The organism is Bacillus sp. V3B, assembly GCF_024494465.1.
Lineage (GTDB): Bacteria > Bacillota > Bacilli > Bacillales > Cytobacillaceae > Bacillus_BD.
On record NZ_JAETXM010000034.1, the window covers coordinates 1 to 17075 of the forward strand.

Here is a 17075-nt window from a genome sequence, read left to right on the forward strand (position 1 = left end):
AGAAAGAGTATCATTTTTTTCGTTTCGGGGGAATTTAATTTTGTTAGTCATAATGAACGAAACGGCTCCCTCATTTCCTAGGTGCCATTCACGGTGACTCCCTGAAAAACCTTGTTTCAGAGGAGAGATGATCGATGTTTCCTCTAGGTTGTGCTATTAACCACCAAAGCTATTTTTCTTCTCATTTCTTACGTGTTTTTGCGGCGGGACACGGGGATAGGCACTGTGACCTAGGGATGTTTGGTCGAAAATAGTTTTAATATAAGAAGTTAATTCGTGAAACATTTCACAAATTCTTCATATTTCAAGCAAGAAATTGCGCTGTTTTGCTGTATATTAGCACTATGACAATGTTACTAATCAGGAGGGGAATCATTTGAAAAGGTTACTTCCCATTGGGATTTTAATAGGATTTATCATGACACCATTTTTTACAGAAGCGCATGTGAAATGGTTCGCAACGGTAATGCCACAAAAGGAATCAATAGAACAAATCTTATCACCTTTATTTATGTCACTAGCATTAATAGCAGCGGTCGTATTGGCCGTGCTCACTTTGCTTATTCCAAAAATGGCAAAGTGGAAGAAAATTGAAAAATGGGATCATAAACTTTCGAGTCTGAGAAAGTATTCGAAGTATATTTTGAAGTATGGTACAGCAGTCTCTCTCATCATTCAGGTGATGAATGGGACTTTGTTCGCTCCGGAACTACCTATCACCGATACGTTAATGGGCCTTTTTTCTTGGATTGCGATCGGTCTCTTATTAGTCCCGCATCATATTGCGACAAAGATTGGGGCAGTCGTGTTATTGGGACAGTTTGTTTTCGTTACGATGGACCATGGCCTATTTTATATGCTTGATTATGGTTTCTACATCGCCATCATTGGTGTGTTATTAGTTGAACATACAAAGTTTGAGAAGGTTGGTTTTCCGTTCTTATACCTTGGAACAGGGCTATCGCTCTGTTGGGTTGCTGTTGAAAAGTGGGTGTATCCAAGCATGTCATTGGATATTGTCGTAAACCATCAGGTGCCGACTTTTGGATTTGAACCAGCTGTATTTATTGTGATGGCTGCCTTTATTGAATTTATTGTCGGATATCTCCTTGTCGTCGGAATTCTGAACAGGGTTTTAGGTTTTGTTATTACCGTGATTTTTGTTATGACGACGATGCTCTTTGGTATGACTGAAATCATTGGTCATTTTATGGTCCACATCGTCTTAATCACCTTTATTATTGAAGGAGTTTCGTTTTATAATCCGCCTATTAAAATGCATAAAACAAAGATCGATCAATTCATCTTTGTCTTCTTAAACTTTATTTTTGTACTTGCCACCTTTATGTTGATTTATTACCGATTTGCTTAATAAGGTGCCAGGCACCATCTAAATAGTTGGACAATAGATAGACTAGGGAAGATTCTTTGTTTCACTGATCGAAGTATTCTCGCTGTATTATAGAAGAAACTCGTCTCATCTAGCTCACCACCTTGATTAGTGGTGGGTAGTTCAATGTTTGTGAAATAGGGGTAATTTGGAAAATTCTGTTTCGCAGGAGATTTGTATTATATACGAAAAGGGGCTGTCCCATAAGGTGTCTGACACCTTATGGGACAGCCCCTTTTTTTTATGTGTATTGTCTATTGCTGGATCAGTTTTAAAAATATCACTTTTCTTAAACGATTTTCTATCTACCTACAAAACGGGGTTTTCTATTTTGAACAAATGCAGTCATAGCTTCTTTGCGGTCTTCTGTTGCAAAGGCACCATCATAGCAGGCTGCTTCAACCGTCAAGGCTGATTCAAGGTCAACATTAGAGCCTGTATTTACGGCCGTTTTCATCATTCTTAATGCTACGGGTGCTTTCTGTGCTAACTTTTCAGCCCATTCTTTTGCTACTGATAGAATTTCATCATCGGCCACAACTTTGTTTACAATATGTAATTGATAGGCTCTTTCGGCATCAATCATGTCTCCGAAATACAATAATTCTTTTGCGATGCCTTGTCCGATTACCTTTTGTATACGTTGTGTACCGCCGCCTCCTGGGATGACGCCTAAGCTGATTTCAGGAAAAGCAAATTGTGCTTTTTCAGAGGCAATACGTAAATCACATGATAAAGCAAGCTCCAAACCGCCTCCACGTGCCAGCCCATTAATCGCAGCAATAACAGGTTTGTTAAGGTTTTCGATTGTTGAAAAAGCAACTCTTGTTATTTGGGTTAAATTCATCATTCCGACTGTATCCAAATCTACCATTTCATTGATATCAGCTCCAGCGACAAAGGCTTGATCACCGCTCCCAGTGATGACAATGACGTTGACCTCTTCATTCGCTTCTAAATCGCTCATTATTTGGGTTAGTCCCTGATAAACTTGCGTATTTAAACGATTATCAGGTGGAAGATTAATGGTCACAACTGCTACTTTATTTTCGATATCACAAAGTAAAAATTCATTATTCATTATTTTGGCCTCCAAAGAAATACTTTTTTTACGATTAGTAAATCTTATTGATTAATCGTTATTCTTTGTCTATCATACCAATTTTATGACAAATTTGTAAGTATTTTTCGAATGTTCCGTTTTATAAGGGGAGGCGCCAGGTACCATCCATATATTTTCCAGGTACTATCTAGATATTCGGTATAGACGGTTACCTTTGTTCTGTGTTTTGATCGTTTGGGAGTTCTGCAGGAAGTGTTCCCTGTCTAGCTCTTTTTAGAGTTTGACTGTGTCGCAAGGGAATTCCAGAATATTTTGTTTCACCAAATGGTTCAAGCAAGATGTATCAAGTTTTAAGTTTGGATTTTTTGTCAGTACTGTGAATAAACTTTTTAATACTCAGATAGGTAATAATGGATAGAAGGATTCCTATGTGATTTATTACGATATCTAAAAATCGGGCGTCTCTTATGAAAAATTCTTGGGTTATTTCCATAAGGGAGACTAAAAATATCGATAGAAAGATTGTTTTCTTATCCAGACCTAACCAATTAAATAGAAGCATTCCAAGGGTAAAGCAGCCAAGTAAGTGACCAACTTTGGAAATGATAAAGTAGGGCCTAATGTTCAATAAGTATTTAGGATCCCAGAACTTCTCCCAATGGAGAGTAGTATTAAAAACAAAAGAAACTTGTTGATTATCTATAAACTCTTTAGAACTACTAGTCCACATACCGACTACTAATAATATAAACCATGTAAAAAATAGCAGGGCTCTCACACTAATTATCCCTTCATTTTCCTAAGATACTCTTATTATAATGTATCTAGAGAACAGGTGCATTTTCATTAGACTGCGTAAGAGGGACGTCCTAGAAAATTTTGTTTCACAAAGTGTTCCACAGGACAACGGTTGCTCTTTTAAAGCTTAATTTGCTATTATTGCTTGTATTTCAGATCATTTCACCTGAAAAAGTACTTTCTTATGATATACGAAAAATACCCCCAAAAATGGGGGCAACTTTATCCTGCTATTTAGTCAATAATCGTCACGTTCACTTGTTTTCTGCCCCATTCCAAAGCGTCATCAAGCTCTGGAATGAACACATCAATCCTGTTTCCTTTGATGGCTCCACCGATATCCTCGGCTGTCGCATATCCATATCCTTCCACATAGACTTTTGAGCCTAGAGGGATAACAGATGGATCGACTGCGATTACTTTTTCATCCGGGTTTGCTTTTAGATCAACCCCTGTTTTTGTAATGCCTATACATCCTTCACATTCAGCTGTATAGGCGGTTGCCTCGACTGTGATTTCCTTATCAGCCTGTTTAAGGTCTACCGTTTCAGCTGGTGCTGGATTATGTTGAACGCTTTGCGCGTTTGGTTTAACTGTTTCTTTTTTACCCTTTATATCATTTTGTCTATTTGTGTAAATGATTAGATTCCAATTAGGTTGGATTATATCTGAAGATAGGTGGTTCCATTTCTTTACATCCTCTACCGAAACCCCATAGACTTGCGAAATATTCCAGAGATTATCTCCTTTTCTTACAAGTACATGTTTAATAGGTGATATTTCGAGAAGATCATTTGGATGAATCACATCATCTGATAGATTGTTCCATTTTTTTATTGATTCGACTGATACTTTGTATTGTTTTGAAAGATCCCACAGAGTGTCTCCCTTATGTACGACGATTTGTTCTGCTTGTGTAGTTGTAGCGGCTGTTATAAAGAGTGCCGCTGCTGCAAGCAAAGATAATAGTTTTTGTTTCAATTTGATTGCCTCCCATCGGCTGTTCTTTTCATGTGGATTATCTTAACATAGTTTTCTTACAGAAAAAGAACAGGGAGGTGTTAATTAGATTACGATCATAACAGTTTGATAACAAGATCGGAGGGGAGCGGTGATGAAGTACCAGTATCTACATCCAAGCGATCAGTATATTTGTATACGGACACTCTTCTTATTAATTGGTGGTGTTAAGGACACTATCAAGATAAAAACACTCGTTTTTTAACTTCATTCAGCAAATGCTTTTTGTACCGAAAGCTTGCGACAGGTACAGAAGTCCTCCACTTCTGTAAGTGGGGGATGAATGCAAAAGGCTCTCTGATTCAGTGGGGGTTCAAACCCCGGCTGAATGAAGTTAAGCCTCCGGCGGATGCCTTGGATTTTTTAAGGTAATTTATCGAGCGAGCTCGAGGACGGACAGGACGTCCTAGTCAGGCGAAAGCCACAGGATGTGGCTTTCTGAAGCGTGATAAAAATCCGGGCGCAAATTCGGCGGGGCGAATTTGATTAAGGCACACTTTTACAGTTTCTGTATTCCTTTTAAATAAAGAACAATAATAACTGAAATGATGAATCCTATAAATAATAAAGGACCAAGCCCTGAACTATACACAAAGTAAACCTTAATGCTTTGCATGGCATTTACAACAAGATAGATGAGTAAGAAAAGACATAGAAAAAGAATGAACGGTATATTTTTATTTCTTTTCAAAGCAAACAGCTCCTTTATCGTGGAAGCTTATTAGTTTGAAGAAACGGGCAACCAAACCATAAAAAGTATTTGTCATGAAGGGATAACAGCTACCGTTACTCTTTCGTTAGTTATAAACACACTATGACAACTACATCTTGTATTATTCTTGAAGAATAAATGATCCTTTTCGATTAAGGTACCTGGTGTCATCCAAATCATGGGGATATTACCCTATCTATTATTTCGTGGGATGCTTCACGAGAGAGTAGTTATATACAAGAAAGGGAAGTCAATCATTTGAGAAGGCAAAATCCAATTTCTGGATAATGCCTGGCGCCTCACACTAAATCGAAGTATTGGCTAAAGAGGATGGCCATGATTAAAAGAATAATGGTCAAACTAACAAACAGGAAAGACAGCCTTCGGGACGTTTTCGCTCGATCAACATCCTTCCATTTAACAGGCCTGATGCCACTTAATGAGAACACCATGATGGCAGCTAAGACAACGGAATTAATATTCCCCATCAATAAAAGCATCGAACCGTAGGCCTCCTGCCACATCGCTTCACCTATTGTCATACCGAGAACAACGGTGGGTGGCAATAGAGCAACGGCTACCATGACCCCAACAAGAGCACCAGGTAATCGATTAAGAATGGACAGTGCTCCGGCCGTTCCGGAAGCTAATGCCAAAACGATATCAGATAGATTGACATGTGTTCGTGAAGCAAATTCTGTACTATCAATAGGGGTAGGGAGAAAAAATGTCAATAGGATCGAAATACCGATCACAATCATAATGGCATACAGTAAAGTAAAAGAAGAATGGCGAATCAGCTTAAAGTCCCCCATGATGGAAGCAAAGGCAATCGAAATAACCGGACCTAGCATCGGGGCAATGACCATAGCGCCGATGATTACAGCTTCACTATTTTTGATAAAACCAATCGTTACGACAATGGAAGATAAAATAACGAGTAAAGTATAGTTAAGTGTGATATGACTAGAATTCTTAATGGATCCTAGTAATTCTTGGCGACTGGCTCGTTGTAATTTCGTTGACTCTGCTTCGGATTCTTTCTTTTGTTGTTCTTGTTCCTCCTCAGTTAATCTTGTGATATAAGTTTGAACAGGGAATAGCAGCACTTCAAATCCTTCTACCACATTCGTTGCATTTTCTAAGTAGTTTAAGATGTCTTCTGTATTTTTTGTTTCTACTAGCACACGGATCAGCTTTCGTTCCTTTGACGCTGTTGAAACCCAGTAGGAAACATGGTGATGTTTTTGTAAGGTCTCGTTCACTTTTTCAAAATGTTTATCTGGGATATATGCTTCAATTAGTTGTAAATCCACCATTTCCAACTCCCCAATAAAATAAAGATCTATCCAATAGCTTTTCCATCTATTGCTATTTATAAAAATAAAATGAAGAGGTTCCAGGCACCATCCAGAAAAATGGGGATTTGTGAGGTGAGAATTTTACCGTTCATAAGCTCTGAACTTTTCTCTTATTCGTGGCACGTCTAGAATGTTTAACTTCATTCAGCAAATGCTTTTTGTACCGAAAGCTTGCGACAGGTACAGAAGTCCTCCACTTCTGTAAGTGGGGGATGAACGCAATAAGCTCTCTGAGTCAGTGGGGGTTCAAACCCCAGCTGAATGAAGTTAAGCCTCCGGCGAGCCTTTCGATTTTTTAAAGGTCATTTATCGAGCGAGTTCGACGACGGACAAGACGTCCTAGTCAGGCGAAAGCCACAGGATGTGGCTTTCTGAAGCGTGATAAAAATCCGGGCGCAAATTCGGCGGGGCGAATTTGATCGAAGGATCAAAAAAACGAAGGAGCCAGCATGAACATTCATGCTGGCTCCTTCGTTTTTTCATTTCAATTAGAATTTTGCTGCAGCCTTTGCTACGTTTTCTAAACCGTCTGCAATAATTTCCTCTGCACGGTCAGGATATTGGTTATGTCCTTCAATGACGACGGTTTCTGGGTTGGTGATTCCCCATAGTGCCAAGTTCGTTTGAACAAATTTAACAGCCATTTCAGCAGATGCCATTGGTTCTGAAGAATAATCTGCACCACGAGCGTTCAGTAAAACGACTTTTTTATCTCCTACTAAACCAACTGGACCTTCAGCTGTATATGTAAATGTTCTACCTGCTTGAGCCAAGTAAGCAATATAATTGACAAGCGGCGCTGGAACCATGGCATTCCATAATGGGAAAGCGAAGACGATTTTATCTGCTTCAAGGAATTGATTTAAATATTGATCAACCATATTAGCGGCTGCGTTTTCTGCTGCTGATAGACCTAACCCTTGACTACGTTTGTATACGCCCGTAATAGCCGTATTTCCATAGTTAGGTATATATGCGTTAAATAGATCTAATTCAGTGATCGTATCATCTGGGTTTGCTTCTTTGTATGTGTTTAAGAATGTTTCATACATGTTTGAACTAATGGCCTGGTCTGCAGGGCGATCATTTGCTTTGATAAATAATACTTTTGTCATTGTTGTATTCTCCTCTGTATATATGTTCAATTAAGAAATGTTTAATTCGAGCTAATGTTACTTCATGAATGTACGTTTGTCAAAGAGTTAGCTTAATGGAGTAAAGGTGGCAGGTGCCTTTATGGACGATTGCTGCCTTTTACCTTAGTGATTTACATTCTGGATGTTATTAGAATCAATATAACGATTTAGGATTGTTTTGGAAGTTTTCGTTATATTATGAGGTAATTCATTTATAGAGAAATAGTTAATACGGCTAATTTCTTTATCATCGGGTGTCATTTCCTCCTTTAGATCATTGACAATATAAATGGCAGCAACACTATATACTTTATCTCCATTTGGATATTCATGATAAAAATCACTTCCAGAAAATATTTCAAAAAAGTCTAAATGGGTTAATTCAACGCCCATTTCCTCCTTTATTTCTCTTTTGGCAGTGTCTTCAAATGTTTCGCCTAGCTCCATATATCCACCTGGAAGCCCCCAATTCTTGGTATCTTTCCTATACTGAAGTAATACTTTTCCTTCACGGTCTAAAATAAGGACTCCAGCAGAATTCAATATGATGGGGTCATTTCCTAATTTGCTTCTTATTTTTTCTAAATAGCCCATAAAGTATTTATCCTTTCTTACACCTTTTCCTTAACTTTATGCCCAAAATGAAATCCTTCATTCATTTCTCCATGAGTCATTGGTTTGTTTGAGATGACGACGGATTCGTTTGTCTAATTCAGGACCATACTGATGAACCCAACGCATGATCGTTGTATGGGCGATGAATAAGCCCCGTTCTTCCATCATTTCCACTAAATCACGAAAACTGAGGTTATACCGTAGGTACCATCTTACCGTTAACAAAATAATGTCAGGCTGATCATGCTTCCACTTGAATACATTTTGCTTTTCCATCCTGATCACACACCTTTTTTTAGAGTAGTAGTATCAGTATGTCCTAGATTTAAAGATTAATTGCATTTATCTTGAAGTTTTTGCACCAGAACCCAAAATAACACTTAAAATAAGCGCAAAATATCTCCTAAAATGACATAGTACCAATGGGGTTTAGTATAAAATATACTAAAAAGTGTGGAAAATAGCTCTAAATTTAGTATTATTAATCGTATATTCTGAAAGTTTTAAATATTATAATTAATACATACCAAACCAAGCTAAGGGGTGGATGAAAATGGCCATTATGCGAATTGGAAGAGCCGAATTAAGAGTGCTAGATCTTGAAGAATCTGTAAACTATTATACCAATATTATTGGATTAGAAGTAGTTGGAAGAAGTCCGGGAAGAGTCTATCTTAAGGCATGGGATGAATTTGATCATCATAGTCTTGTACTTCAAGAGGCGGATTCACCGGGTCTCGATCATTTTGCTTTTAAAGTACAGAATGAAACGGATCTTGAGTATTACGAAAGAAAGGTCGAGCAGTTTGGTTGTAGTTTAGAAAGGATTTCTAAGGGAACTAGACTTGCTGAAGGAGAAGCGATTCGTTTTACGCTGCCAACAGGACACAAAATGGAGCTTTATCATGAAATTGAACAAGTGGGCAAAGCGACAGGCACCTTAAATCCACATCCATTTCCGGATGAAGCCAGAGGGATGGCTCCTCATCGTTTAGACCATGTTCTATTAATTGGAGAAGATGTAAAGTCAGTAACCAGACTCTTTACAGAAGCACTAGATTTGTTTCAAAGTGAAAAAATTATGACATTGGATGGAGAAGACATGGTGGGCAGCTTTATGCATGCTCAAAATGGAAAGGCTCATGATATTGCCTTTATTAAAGGTCCGGATAATAAATTGCACCATGCAGCCTTCAAGGTTGATAATTGGTATGATGTGTTAAAGGCCGCGGACTTACTGGCAAGATATGATGTACCAATTGAAGTAACACCAACTCGTCATGCGATAACTAGAGCAGAAACTACTTATTTCTTTGATCCATCTGGAAATCGAAATGAAGCTTATTCAGGAGGATATATTACATATCCAGATTTCCCTACAATTACTTGGACAGAGGACAAAATCGCTCAGGGAATCTTCTATCATAGAAGAGAAATGGTTGACTCTTTTATGAATGCGCTTACTTAATAACTTTATATTCTATCAATCTTCTAATAAATTGAAAACGTTTACTATAATTCGCTGATTTTCATATCCCTGAATACAAGAGGAGGAATTTTAAATGACGAATACAGTTCAATTAACAAAAGAGAAAGTAGATATGGAGCACTGGTTGGCAGTAGCTGAGAAAATAGGTCAAATTGCTGAGGTAGAATCAAGAGAAGCCGATAAAAATGGTCATTTTTCTCCAAAGGTTGCGGAGGCGATTGTTGAAGGCGGAATTAATAAATTAATGCGCTCGAAACAATATGGCGGTACATTTATCGGTGTACGACCATTTACAGAAATTGTGAGAAAGGTTGCCAGTCATAGTATGGCTGCAGCATGGTTAACAAACTTTTTTGCGATACATGATATTTGGCCTGGTTATCTTCCTCCAAAAGGAAGAGAAGAAGTTCTTGGTTCTCATGAATTGATTGCGGATGTTTTTGCTCCACTTGGCCGTTTGGAAAAGGATGGAGATGGATACCGCCTTTATGGGGAATGGAACTTTGCCAGCGGTGTTTTATGGAGTCAATGGATTGGTCTTGGTGCGATGGCTGATCTTGGGGATGGTCTTGAGTATGTTATGCCTGTACTAAAAACTTCAGATCCAAACCTTAAACTGATTGAAAACTGGGATACACTCGGGTTACGCAGTACAGGAAGTAATGGGGTTCATGTAGACGGTGCTTATATCCCTGAACATCTTATCTTAAAAGGTAAAGATATATTTGGTCTTGGAAAACCGGGGGGCGGAGAGTATGATCCACAAGATCCTGTTTACCGTATGCCATTTATGCAGATGTTTTTGGCCGCCTTCCCTGCTACGTCATTAGGTGCCATGGATCGTTTAATTGAAATTTTCCAAGAACGTACCGAAAAACGTGTTCGGGTATTTAATGGAGGGAAAAACGAGAAGAACGGATCAGGGAGTCAACGATTACTCGCTGAAATGAAAATTCAAGTACGTGCAGCAGAGGGGTTAATGGATCGTTATATTGAAGTTCTTGAACAATGGCAAGAGGAAGGGAAAACAATCGCGACGGAAGAGGAACGGATGGAGTTGTTTGCGTTAAGATCACAGGCGGCTAGAATGGCAGCAGATATGGCTTTAAAAGTGATATTGACACTAGGAGGAACTTCTATTTTTAAAGGAGATCCAGTGGAGTTATTTGTAAGGGACGTAATCGCATTCGCTTCACATCCAACTCAACTCTGGGAAGATGCGATGAGTTCATACGGAAGTACGCAATTTGGTGGGCCAGGACATCCTACTTGGTAAATAAATTCACCACTTAAATCGATTAGATCAAATTCGCTTCATATGTGCTAGAAATTTATCGAGCTCGCTCGAAAAATCTCTAGAGGATCGATGAAAGATATGGTTAATTATAAAAAGGTCAATAGTTGACAATATTCTAAAAATTTAGTATTTTTTCGATAGAACTTTTGCTCATTTTGTGTAAAAGTAGGTGCCAGGCACCATAGATAAATTAGGGGGGTGAAAGGGTTACTCTTATATCTATTTATTTAAACGAAGGAAATGATTGTTTGCTAGATTAGTTCATTTTTGTCTTTTAGGAAGAATCTATTTTTATTAAGGCCATTGTCAAAAAGGAGAGAAGCAAAATGAAAGATAAAAAATTCATTCCCAAGTCATCTCTTGCTAAATTCACCATGTTGGGTACAGCCGTAGTAATGGCTTCAACGATCGCACTAAATGGTTACTCAGCTATTGCATCAGATTCAGAAAAAGAAAAAGGTACAGATAAAAAGCAAAACAAAACGACAGAGAAAAAGAAAGAAGAATCGAAAACAAATGTGGTATATATCGTATTAGACGATTCTGGTTTTTCTGACTTAGGAAGTTATGGTTCTGAAATTGAAACGCCGAATATGGATTGGATTGCTGAAAATGGGCTGCGCTATAATAATGCCCACGTAACCCCGCTTTGCTCACCAACACGGGCTTCTTTACTGACAGGAAGAAATACGCATGAGGTAGGGGTCGGAACGGTCACGAATTTTGATCTAGGACCAGAGATCCCTAATAAACGAGGTGCGATTAAACCAGAAGCGGGTACAATCGCAGAAGTACTGGGTGAAAATGGTTATAACAGCTATGCAGCAGGGAAATGGCATTTGGCTCCGACGGATCAAACATCAGCGGCAGGTCCTTACCACAACTGGCCGATTCAAAAAGGATTTGATCAATATTATGGCTTTATCGAAGATTCATCTGACCAATATAAGCCAGACTTAACGATTGATAATACACAGATTCCTTCACCAACAGATGAGAACTATCACTTTTCTGCAGCTATTGTTGAAAACGCTAACAGATATATTACCAATCAGGCCAGTGTTCATCCAGATAAACCATTCTTCTTATATTTAACCTTTGGCGCCCAGCACTCTCCGCATCAAGTTCCAGAAGAATATATCGATCAGTATAAAGGGGTGTATGACAAAGGCTGGGATAAAATTAGAGAAGAGCGTTTTGAAAGACAAAAGGAATTGGGCGTTATTCCTAAGGACGCAGAATTCGCTCCTCGGAACAATGGGGTGAAAGCATGGGATGAGTTAACTGAACAAGAGAAGAAAAATTATACTCGATTGCAGGAAACATATGCCGGCTTTTTAACCCATACAGATGAACAAGTGGGGAAATTCATCGACAATCTGCGTAGAACCGATCAACTAGACAATACCATGATTGTTTTGCTTTCTGATAATGGCGGCAGTGGAGGCGGACAAGCGAATGGATCGGTTAATCATTCCATCGGCTATAATGCATTAGCTGAAAGCGTAGAAGAAGTTGAGGGGCTTTATGAAGAGATAGGCAGCCAACGTGCTGGAACGGAGTACCCGGCTGGATGGGGTCAAGTAAGTAATACTCCTTTTAGCCAATACAAGAACTCTACATTTGCCGGCGGAATGAACACACCATTAATTGTGTACAACCCTAAATTGATTAGTGACCCAGGGTCCATTCGTTCTCAGTATGTGTATGTCAACGATATTACCCCAACCATCTATGACATCGCAGGAATCACACCTCCGAAGGAAATCAAGGGAGTCAAACAAATGGCGATATCTGGACAAAGCTTCAAGGAGTCATTGACTAAACCAAATGCAGAAGGCAAAGAGACACAATATTACGAGGTAACTGGAAACCGTGCGATTTATCATGATGGCTGGAAGGCCCTTACAAGTCATAAAAAGGGTGATTCTTTCGAAAATGATCAATGGTTCCTTTATAACGTAGAAGAGGACTTTACTGAACAGAATAATCTAGCAGATCAATATCCAGAAAAACTGAAAGAACTTCAAAAGCTATGGGTTAAAGAAGCTGAAAAATATGAAGCACTTCCTTTAACAGATACTTTCATAGATGGCTTTTTATCGGTTCCATCTGATACGGTAAGAGCTGATAATCATGTTACGTATTATCGTGGAATGGATCGCTTAACAGATTCAGCAGTCCCGCCAGTTGTCAATCGTTCCTATGACATTACCATACCAATTGAACGGGCAAACAAGACGGATGACGGAGTTCTTTTAGCGCACGGCGGATTCGACAGCGGGTATACCTTCTATATCCAAAATAATAAACTAGTTTACGAGCATAGAGTAGGAGAAAGAACAAAAGCGTCTATTGTTTCTAATATCGATGTGCCGGTTGGAGAGTCGGTTATTTCTTTCCAATTTGATAAAACTGGATCTCATGAAGGGATTGGAACCTTGTATATAGATCAGACGAAAGTGGGAGAAACGAAAATAGAAAATACATTACCATTCAAACTGTCTTTTGAAGGTGTTGATGTAGGAAAAGACAGCAAATATCCAGTTACTCCAGCGTATGCGGATCAAGGTGAATTTGAATTCAAAGGTGAATTAGTTAAAGTAGAGTATCATTTCAAGGATGACGCAGAATTGACCATCCCACGAGTGAATTAACCGAAAAAGAACCAGTGGCAGACTTGCCGCTGGTTTACTATTATATATGAGGTGAAAGAATGAATACAACGATTGAAAAAACAAAAACCAACTTTCATATGTTAGCGAAACCATCTGGGCCGATTTGTAATTTAGATTGTCATTATTGCTTTTATACAGAAAAGGAATCTTTATTTGAACCCAAAACCCCTTTTCGAATGTCAGACGAAACGCTTGAAAGTTTTATCAAAAACTATATAGGAGCTCAAAATGCAGAGGAAATTCCTTTTGTATGGCAAGGTGGAGAGCCAACCTTACTAGGCCTGAATTTTTATAAAAAAGTAGTACAATTTCAAAAAAAATACGCAAATGGGAAAAGGATTTCAAATTCTCTTCAAACGAATGGAACGTTATTAACAGAAGATTGGTTTCCTTTTCTTGCGGAGAATGACTTTTTAGTTGGTTTAAGCTTAGATGGGCCAGAAGAAATACATGACAAATATCGTGTTGATCGTGGGGGAGAACCTACTTTTCATCGAGTTTTAAAGACTCTACATAACTTACAAAAATATAAGATCCAATATAATGTTCTTACATGTGTCACGAATGAATCTTCAAATTCAGCTCTTGAAATCTATCACTTTTTCAAAAGTGAAGGTGTGGAATACGTTCAGTTCATCCCGATTGTGGAAAGACTGGCGGATGAGCAAGCGACTGCGTTAGGGTTACGTCATGCTACCCCTGCATCGCTAAAGGAAGAAGGGGTTCATTTGGCTCCATGGACAGTGAATCCTGAGAAATATGGAGACTTTTTAATAACTATTTTTGATGAATGGGTGAAACAGGATGTTGGCACTGTCAATGTGATGAATTTCGAAAGTTCATTAGTTGCCTGGATGGGACTGCCGGCAACGGTGTGTATTTTTGCTGAGACATGTGGGAAAGCAGCCATCATTGAGCATAATGGAGATGTGTATTCCTGTGATCATTTTATGTATCCGGATTATAAGTTGGGGAATATTCAATCAGAAACGTTTAAAGAAATGATGGATTCCATGCAGCAATCTGAGTTTGGTCAAGCGAAAAAATCAACATTACCCAAGTATTGCCAAAGTTGTGAAGTAAAGTTTGCTTGTAATGGAGAATGTCCGAAACACCGCTTCCTGACGACGCCTGACGGTGAACAGGGATTAAATTATTTATGTGCAGGCTATAAAAAGTACTTTACCCATATCCATAAATATATGAAAGTAATGGTACAACTTCTCGAAAATGGCCTACCTGCCTCTAAAGTAATGGATGTAATAAAGCATCCCATTGTTATAAAAAAATAGAGATACAGGTGCCAGGCACCATCCAGATAATTGGAAGGTGCCTGGCACCATACATACCATCCATAGATTGTGGTACACTTTGTTTTAAAACATACATAATTCTTCTTCATAGAAGGGAGTGAAGCGAGTGCATTTTTTTATAAGAATGGGATTACAACTAATAAAGATGAGTAATCTGACACTATTTCTCTCTACCGCTATTTTTGTTTTTCTGTGTACTTTTGTTGTTTATGGTCTAGAACCTGATAACTTTGAAAGTCTGTTAAATTCTTTCTACTTTGTTATGACAACCTTTACGACCGTTGGTTATGGGGATTATTCACCGGTCACTGTTGCAGGAAAACTATTTACCGTTCTTATGTATTTGATTGGAATCGGTCTATTAGGTGTTGTGATCGGGAAAATCATTGATGCATTTACAATCTATAGACGGAAAAGGGAGGAAGGCAAAGTGACCTATACAAAAGAAAGTCACATTATTATTATCGGTTGGGGAAAGAAAACAGAATCTGCTGTAAAAGAAATTCTGAATTCCAATTTTTCTGTTGAAATTGTGATTATTGATACGTTACCCAAATCACCAATTGATTTAGCTCTTAATAGAGTTCACTATATTCAAGGTGATGCATCGGAAGAAGAAACCTTTCATAAAGCCAATATTACGAAAGCAAAGTCCGTGATTATCTTTTCGGATGACAGTATCCAAGACCCATCCTTACGTGATGCGAAAACGTTAACAGTTGCGATCATCGTAGAGCGATTAGCACCCATTGTCCATACAACAGTCGAAATTTTAACAGAAAAAAACATTTCGAATTTTTCACATGTAAAAGTAGATGAATTTATTTTATCGCAAGAAACGATTTCTAGATTGGCTGTCCGTTCTGCTATGTATAAAGGGATAAGTAAAGTCTATTCTCAGTTAATCAGTCGGCAACATGGAGAAGATCTATACAAAATTTCAAAAAGGGAACAATGGATAACTTACCAAGATGCATTTAAAGACTTGTTAGAGAAGGGCGCAACACTCATTGCTGACCGTGATCAATTAGATATTAACCGGCGATTAGATGAAAAAATACCACATGAAGCGGAATTGTATGTGATTTGTAATAATGAAACCTATCAAAAAATCATGTAATAAGGTGCCCGGTACCATCCAGAAAAATGGTGATTACTGAAGGGTCCGTGTGGCTGCATAGCTACCGGACCCTTCAGTATCGTAATAGGTACTATCCAGACTATATAAATTCAACTTGTTAAATTGACATAAGAAACGGTTGGTCACCCTGCTTGAGCACGCCTTTATGTACGTAGTAATAACAGCGAAGTGAAAGGAGGTTGACTGGCCGTTTCTATACCATGTCGAAACATTAAGCTGGACTTATATAATAGGAATACTTTCCTATTAAAATGTTTAAACTATAGTAGTATTCTGAAAATAAGAACTGCTGGTGATATACAATCATTCCTTTTTAAAAGAAAATAAAGATATCACCTTTTAGAAAATAGTACTTGATGAAACGGTGATATCTGGATTGATTATATGAGGGCAGGTGTTCATTATGATCTGTGAACTATCACATAGAGAACGGATAGAAGAGATTGAAGTAACAAGAAAAGATATGATTTTAGTTGGATCGGTATATGGATTAACACACCCAGATACGATCAAACTAAGTCATCGGTTAGATGATCTATTAAATGACTTGTATAAAATAGAAACTAGAGAATAATGGTTTTTCTTGTTTGAGTAGAAAGCATGTGACATCATTTTTTCATGTGGGTACCGCCTCAATAATAGGCGATGGCGATAAATGGGATCTGATTGTTATACACAAAGGCGCTTGTCAAGGACAGGCGTCTTTGTTGTTTTTATTAATAGTAGAGGCTATGTTAAATAACTGTGTTGATGCTCCAATAGCCTTTGGTATACGTGTCCATTAAGTGATTCCTGCTGAATCAAACACATGGCCGCATACACTAAAGGCCATTTATCAACAATCATCCTTAACACAGCCTAATCATAAACGATTGTTACTGTGGAATATAAAAAATGTCCGGCAAAGTGCCGGACTATAGTCTATTAAAAAAAGAGGGAAAGGGGACGCATGAAAAGTCCTTGCTTTTCATAGGTTGGTTCTATCCCATGCCCATCAAGTTAAGAAAACAGATTAACTCCCGAATGATGAAATGAGCTTTTTTGTTACAAAGGATCCTGACA

The 17075-nt window shown here is 38.3% G+C and carries 14 protein-coding genes and 1 pseudogene; 7 read left to right on the plus strand and 8 right to left on the minus strand.

Translation table 11 applies throughout. The features are described from left to right. The first annotated feature begins 376 nt into the window (after positions 1–376). A complete protein-coding gene (locus JMM81_RS20690; protein ID WP_256243444.1) occupies positions 377–1372 on the plus strand; it encodes a hypothetical protein in 996 nt (331 codons plus the stop codon). A gap of 319 nt (positions 1373–1691) precedes the next feature. On the opposite strand, the gene JMM81_RS20695 is transcribed toward JMM81_RS20690, so the two are convergent. The 8 genes and pseudogenes from JMM81_RS20695 to JMM81_RS20725 form a co-directional block, all read right to left on the minus strand. Beyond that, positions 1692–2471: an enoyl-CoA hydratase/isomerase family protein gene (locus JMM81_RS20695; RefSeq protein WP_256243445.1), complete on the minus strand. Its 780-nt coding sequence runs from the start codon at positions 2469–2471 to the stop codon at positions 1692–1694. A gap of 325 nt (positions 2472–2796) precedes the next feature. After that, positions 2797–3183, minus strand: coding sequence for a VanZ family protein (locus tag JMM81_RS23210; RefSeq protein ID WP_375162426.1), 387 nt, complete (start codon positions 3181–3183; stop codon positions 2797–2799). Between the two features lie 302 nt (positions 3184–3485). Beyond that, positions 3486–4232, minus strand: coding sequence for a 3D domain-containing protein (locus JMM81_RS20700; RefSeq protein ID WP_256243446.1), 747 nt, complete (start codon positions 4230–4232; stop codon positions 3486–3488). A gap of 538 nt (positions 4233–4770) precedes the next feature. Further along, positions 4771–4962, minus strand: a complete 192-nt coding sequence (locus JMM81_RS20705) for a hypothetical protein (protein WP_256243447.1) — start codon at positions 4960–4962, stop codon at positions 4771–4773. Between the two features lie 320 nt (positions 4963–5282). After that, positions 5283–6302: a TIGR00341 family protein gene (locus JMM81_RS20710; RefSeq protein ID WP_256243448.1), complete on the minus strand. Its 1020-nt coding sequence runs from the start codon at positions 6300–6302 to the stop codon at positions 5283–5285. A 530-nt stretch (positions 6303–6832) separates the two neighbouring features. Next, on the minus strand, positions 6833–7459 hold the full coding sequence (locus JMM81_RS20715) for an FMN-dependent NADH-azoreductase (RefSeq protein WP_256243449.1): 627 nt from the start codon (positions 7457–7459) through the stop codon (positions 6833–6835). Positions 7460–7603: 144 nt separating this feature from the next. Further along, on the minus strand, positions 7604–8074 hold the full coding sequence (locus tag JMM81_RS20720) for an NUDIX hydrolase (protein WP_256243450.1): 471 nt from the start codon (positions 8072–8074) through the stop codon (positions 7604–7606). Between the two features lie 66 nt (positions 8075–8140). Then, a pseudogene (locus JMM81_RS20725) lies at positions 8141–8371 on the minus strand (IS6 family transposase); the annotation flags it as partial. Positions 8372–8648: 277 nt separating this feature from the next. Here JMM81_RS20725 and JMM81_RS20730 point away from each other — a divergent pair. The 6 genes from JMM81_RS20730 to JMM81_RS20755 all read left to right on the plus strand — a co-directional run bounded on the left by JMM81_RS20730 (position 8649) and on the right by JMM81_RS20755 (position 16587). Next, positions 8649–9563 carry a catechol 2,3-dioxygenase gene (locus JMM81_RS20730; RefSeq protein ID WP_256243451.1) on the plus strand — a complete coding sequence of 305 codons (915 nt, stop codon included), beginning with the start codon at positions 8649–8651 and terminating at the stop codon, positions 9561–9563. Between the two features lie 94 nt (positions 9564–9657). After that, positions 9658–10860 (plus strand): acyl-CoA dehydrogenase family protein, encoded by a 1203-nt coding sequence (locus JMM81_RS20735; RefSeq protein WP_256243452.1) that lies wholly within the window; start codon positions 9658–9660, stop codon positions 10858–10860. A 347-nt stretch (positions 10861–11207) separates the two neighbouring features. Continuing rightward, the gene (locus JMM81_RS20740) at positions 11208–13538 is read left to right on the plus strand and encodes an arylsulfatase (RefSeq protein ID WP_256243453.1); all 2331 of its coding nucleotides are present in this window, start codon (positions 11208–11210) and stop codon (positions 13536–13538) included. 59 nt (positions 13539–13597) lie between these two features. Further along, complete coding sequence (locus JMM81_RS20745) at positions 13598–14851, plus strand: anaerobic sulfatase maturase (RefSeq protein ID WP_256243454.1); 1254 nt, start codon at positions 13598–13600, stop codon at positions 14849–14851. A 127-nt stretch (positions 14852–14978) separates the two neighbouring features. Next, on the plus strand, positions 14979–15992 hold the full coding sequence (locus JMM81_RS20750) for a potassium channel family protein (RefSeq protein ID WP_256243455.1): 1014 nt from the start codon (positions 14979–14981) through the stop codon (positions 15990–15992). Positions 15993–16416: 424 nt separating this feature from the next. Next, entirely contained in the window at positions 16417–16587 is a 171-nt protein-coding gene (locus JMM81_RS20755) for an aspartyl-phosphate phosphatase Spo0E family protein (protein ID WP_256243456.1), read from the plus strand. The last annotated feature ends 488 nt before the right edge of the window (positions 16588–17075 follow it).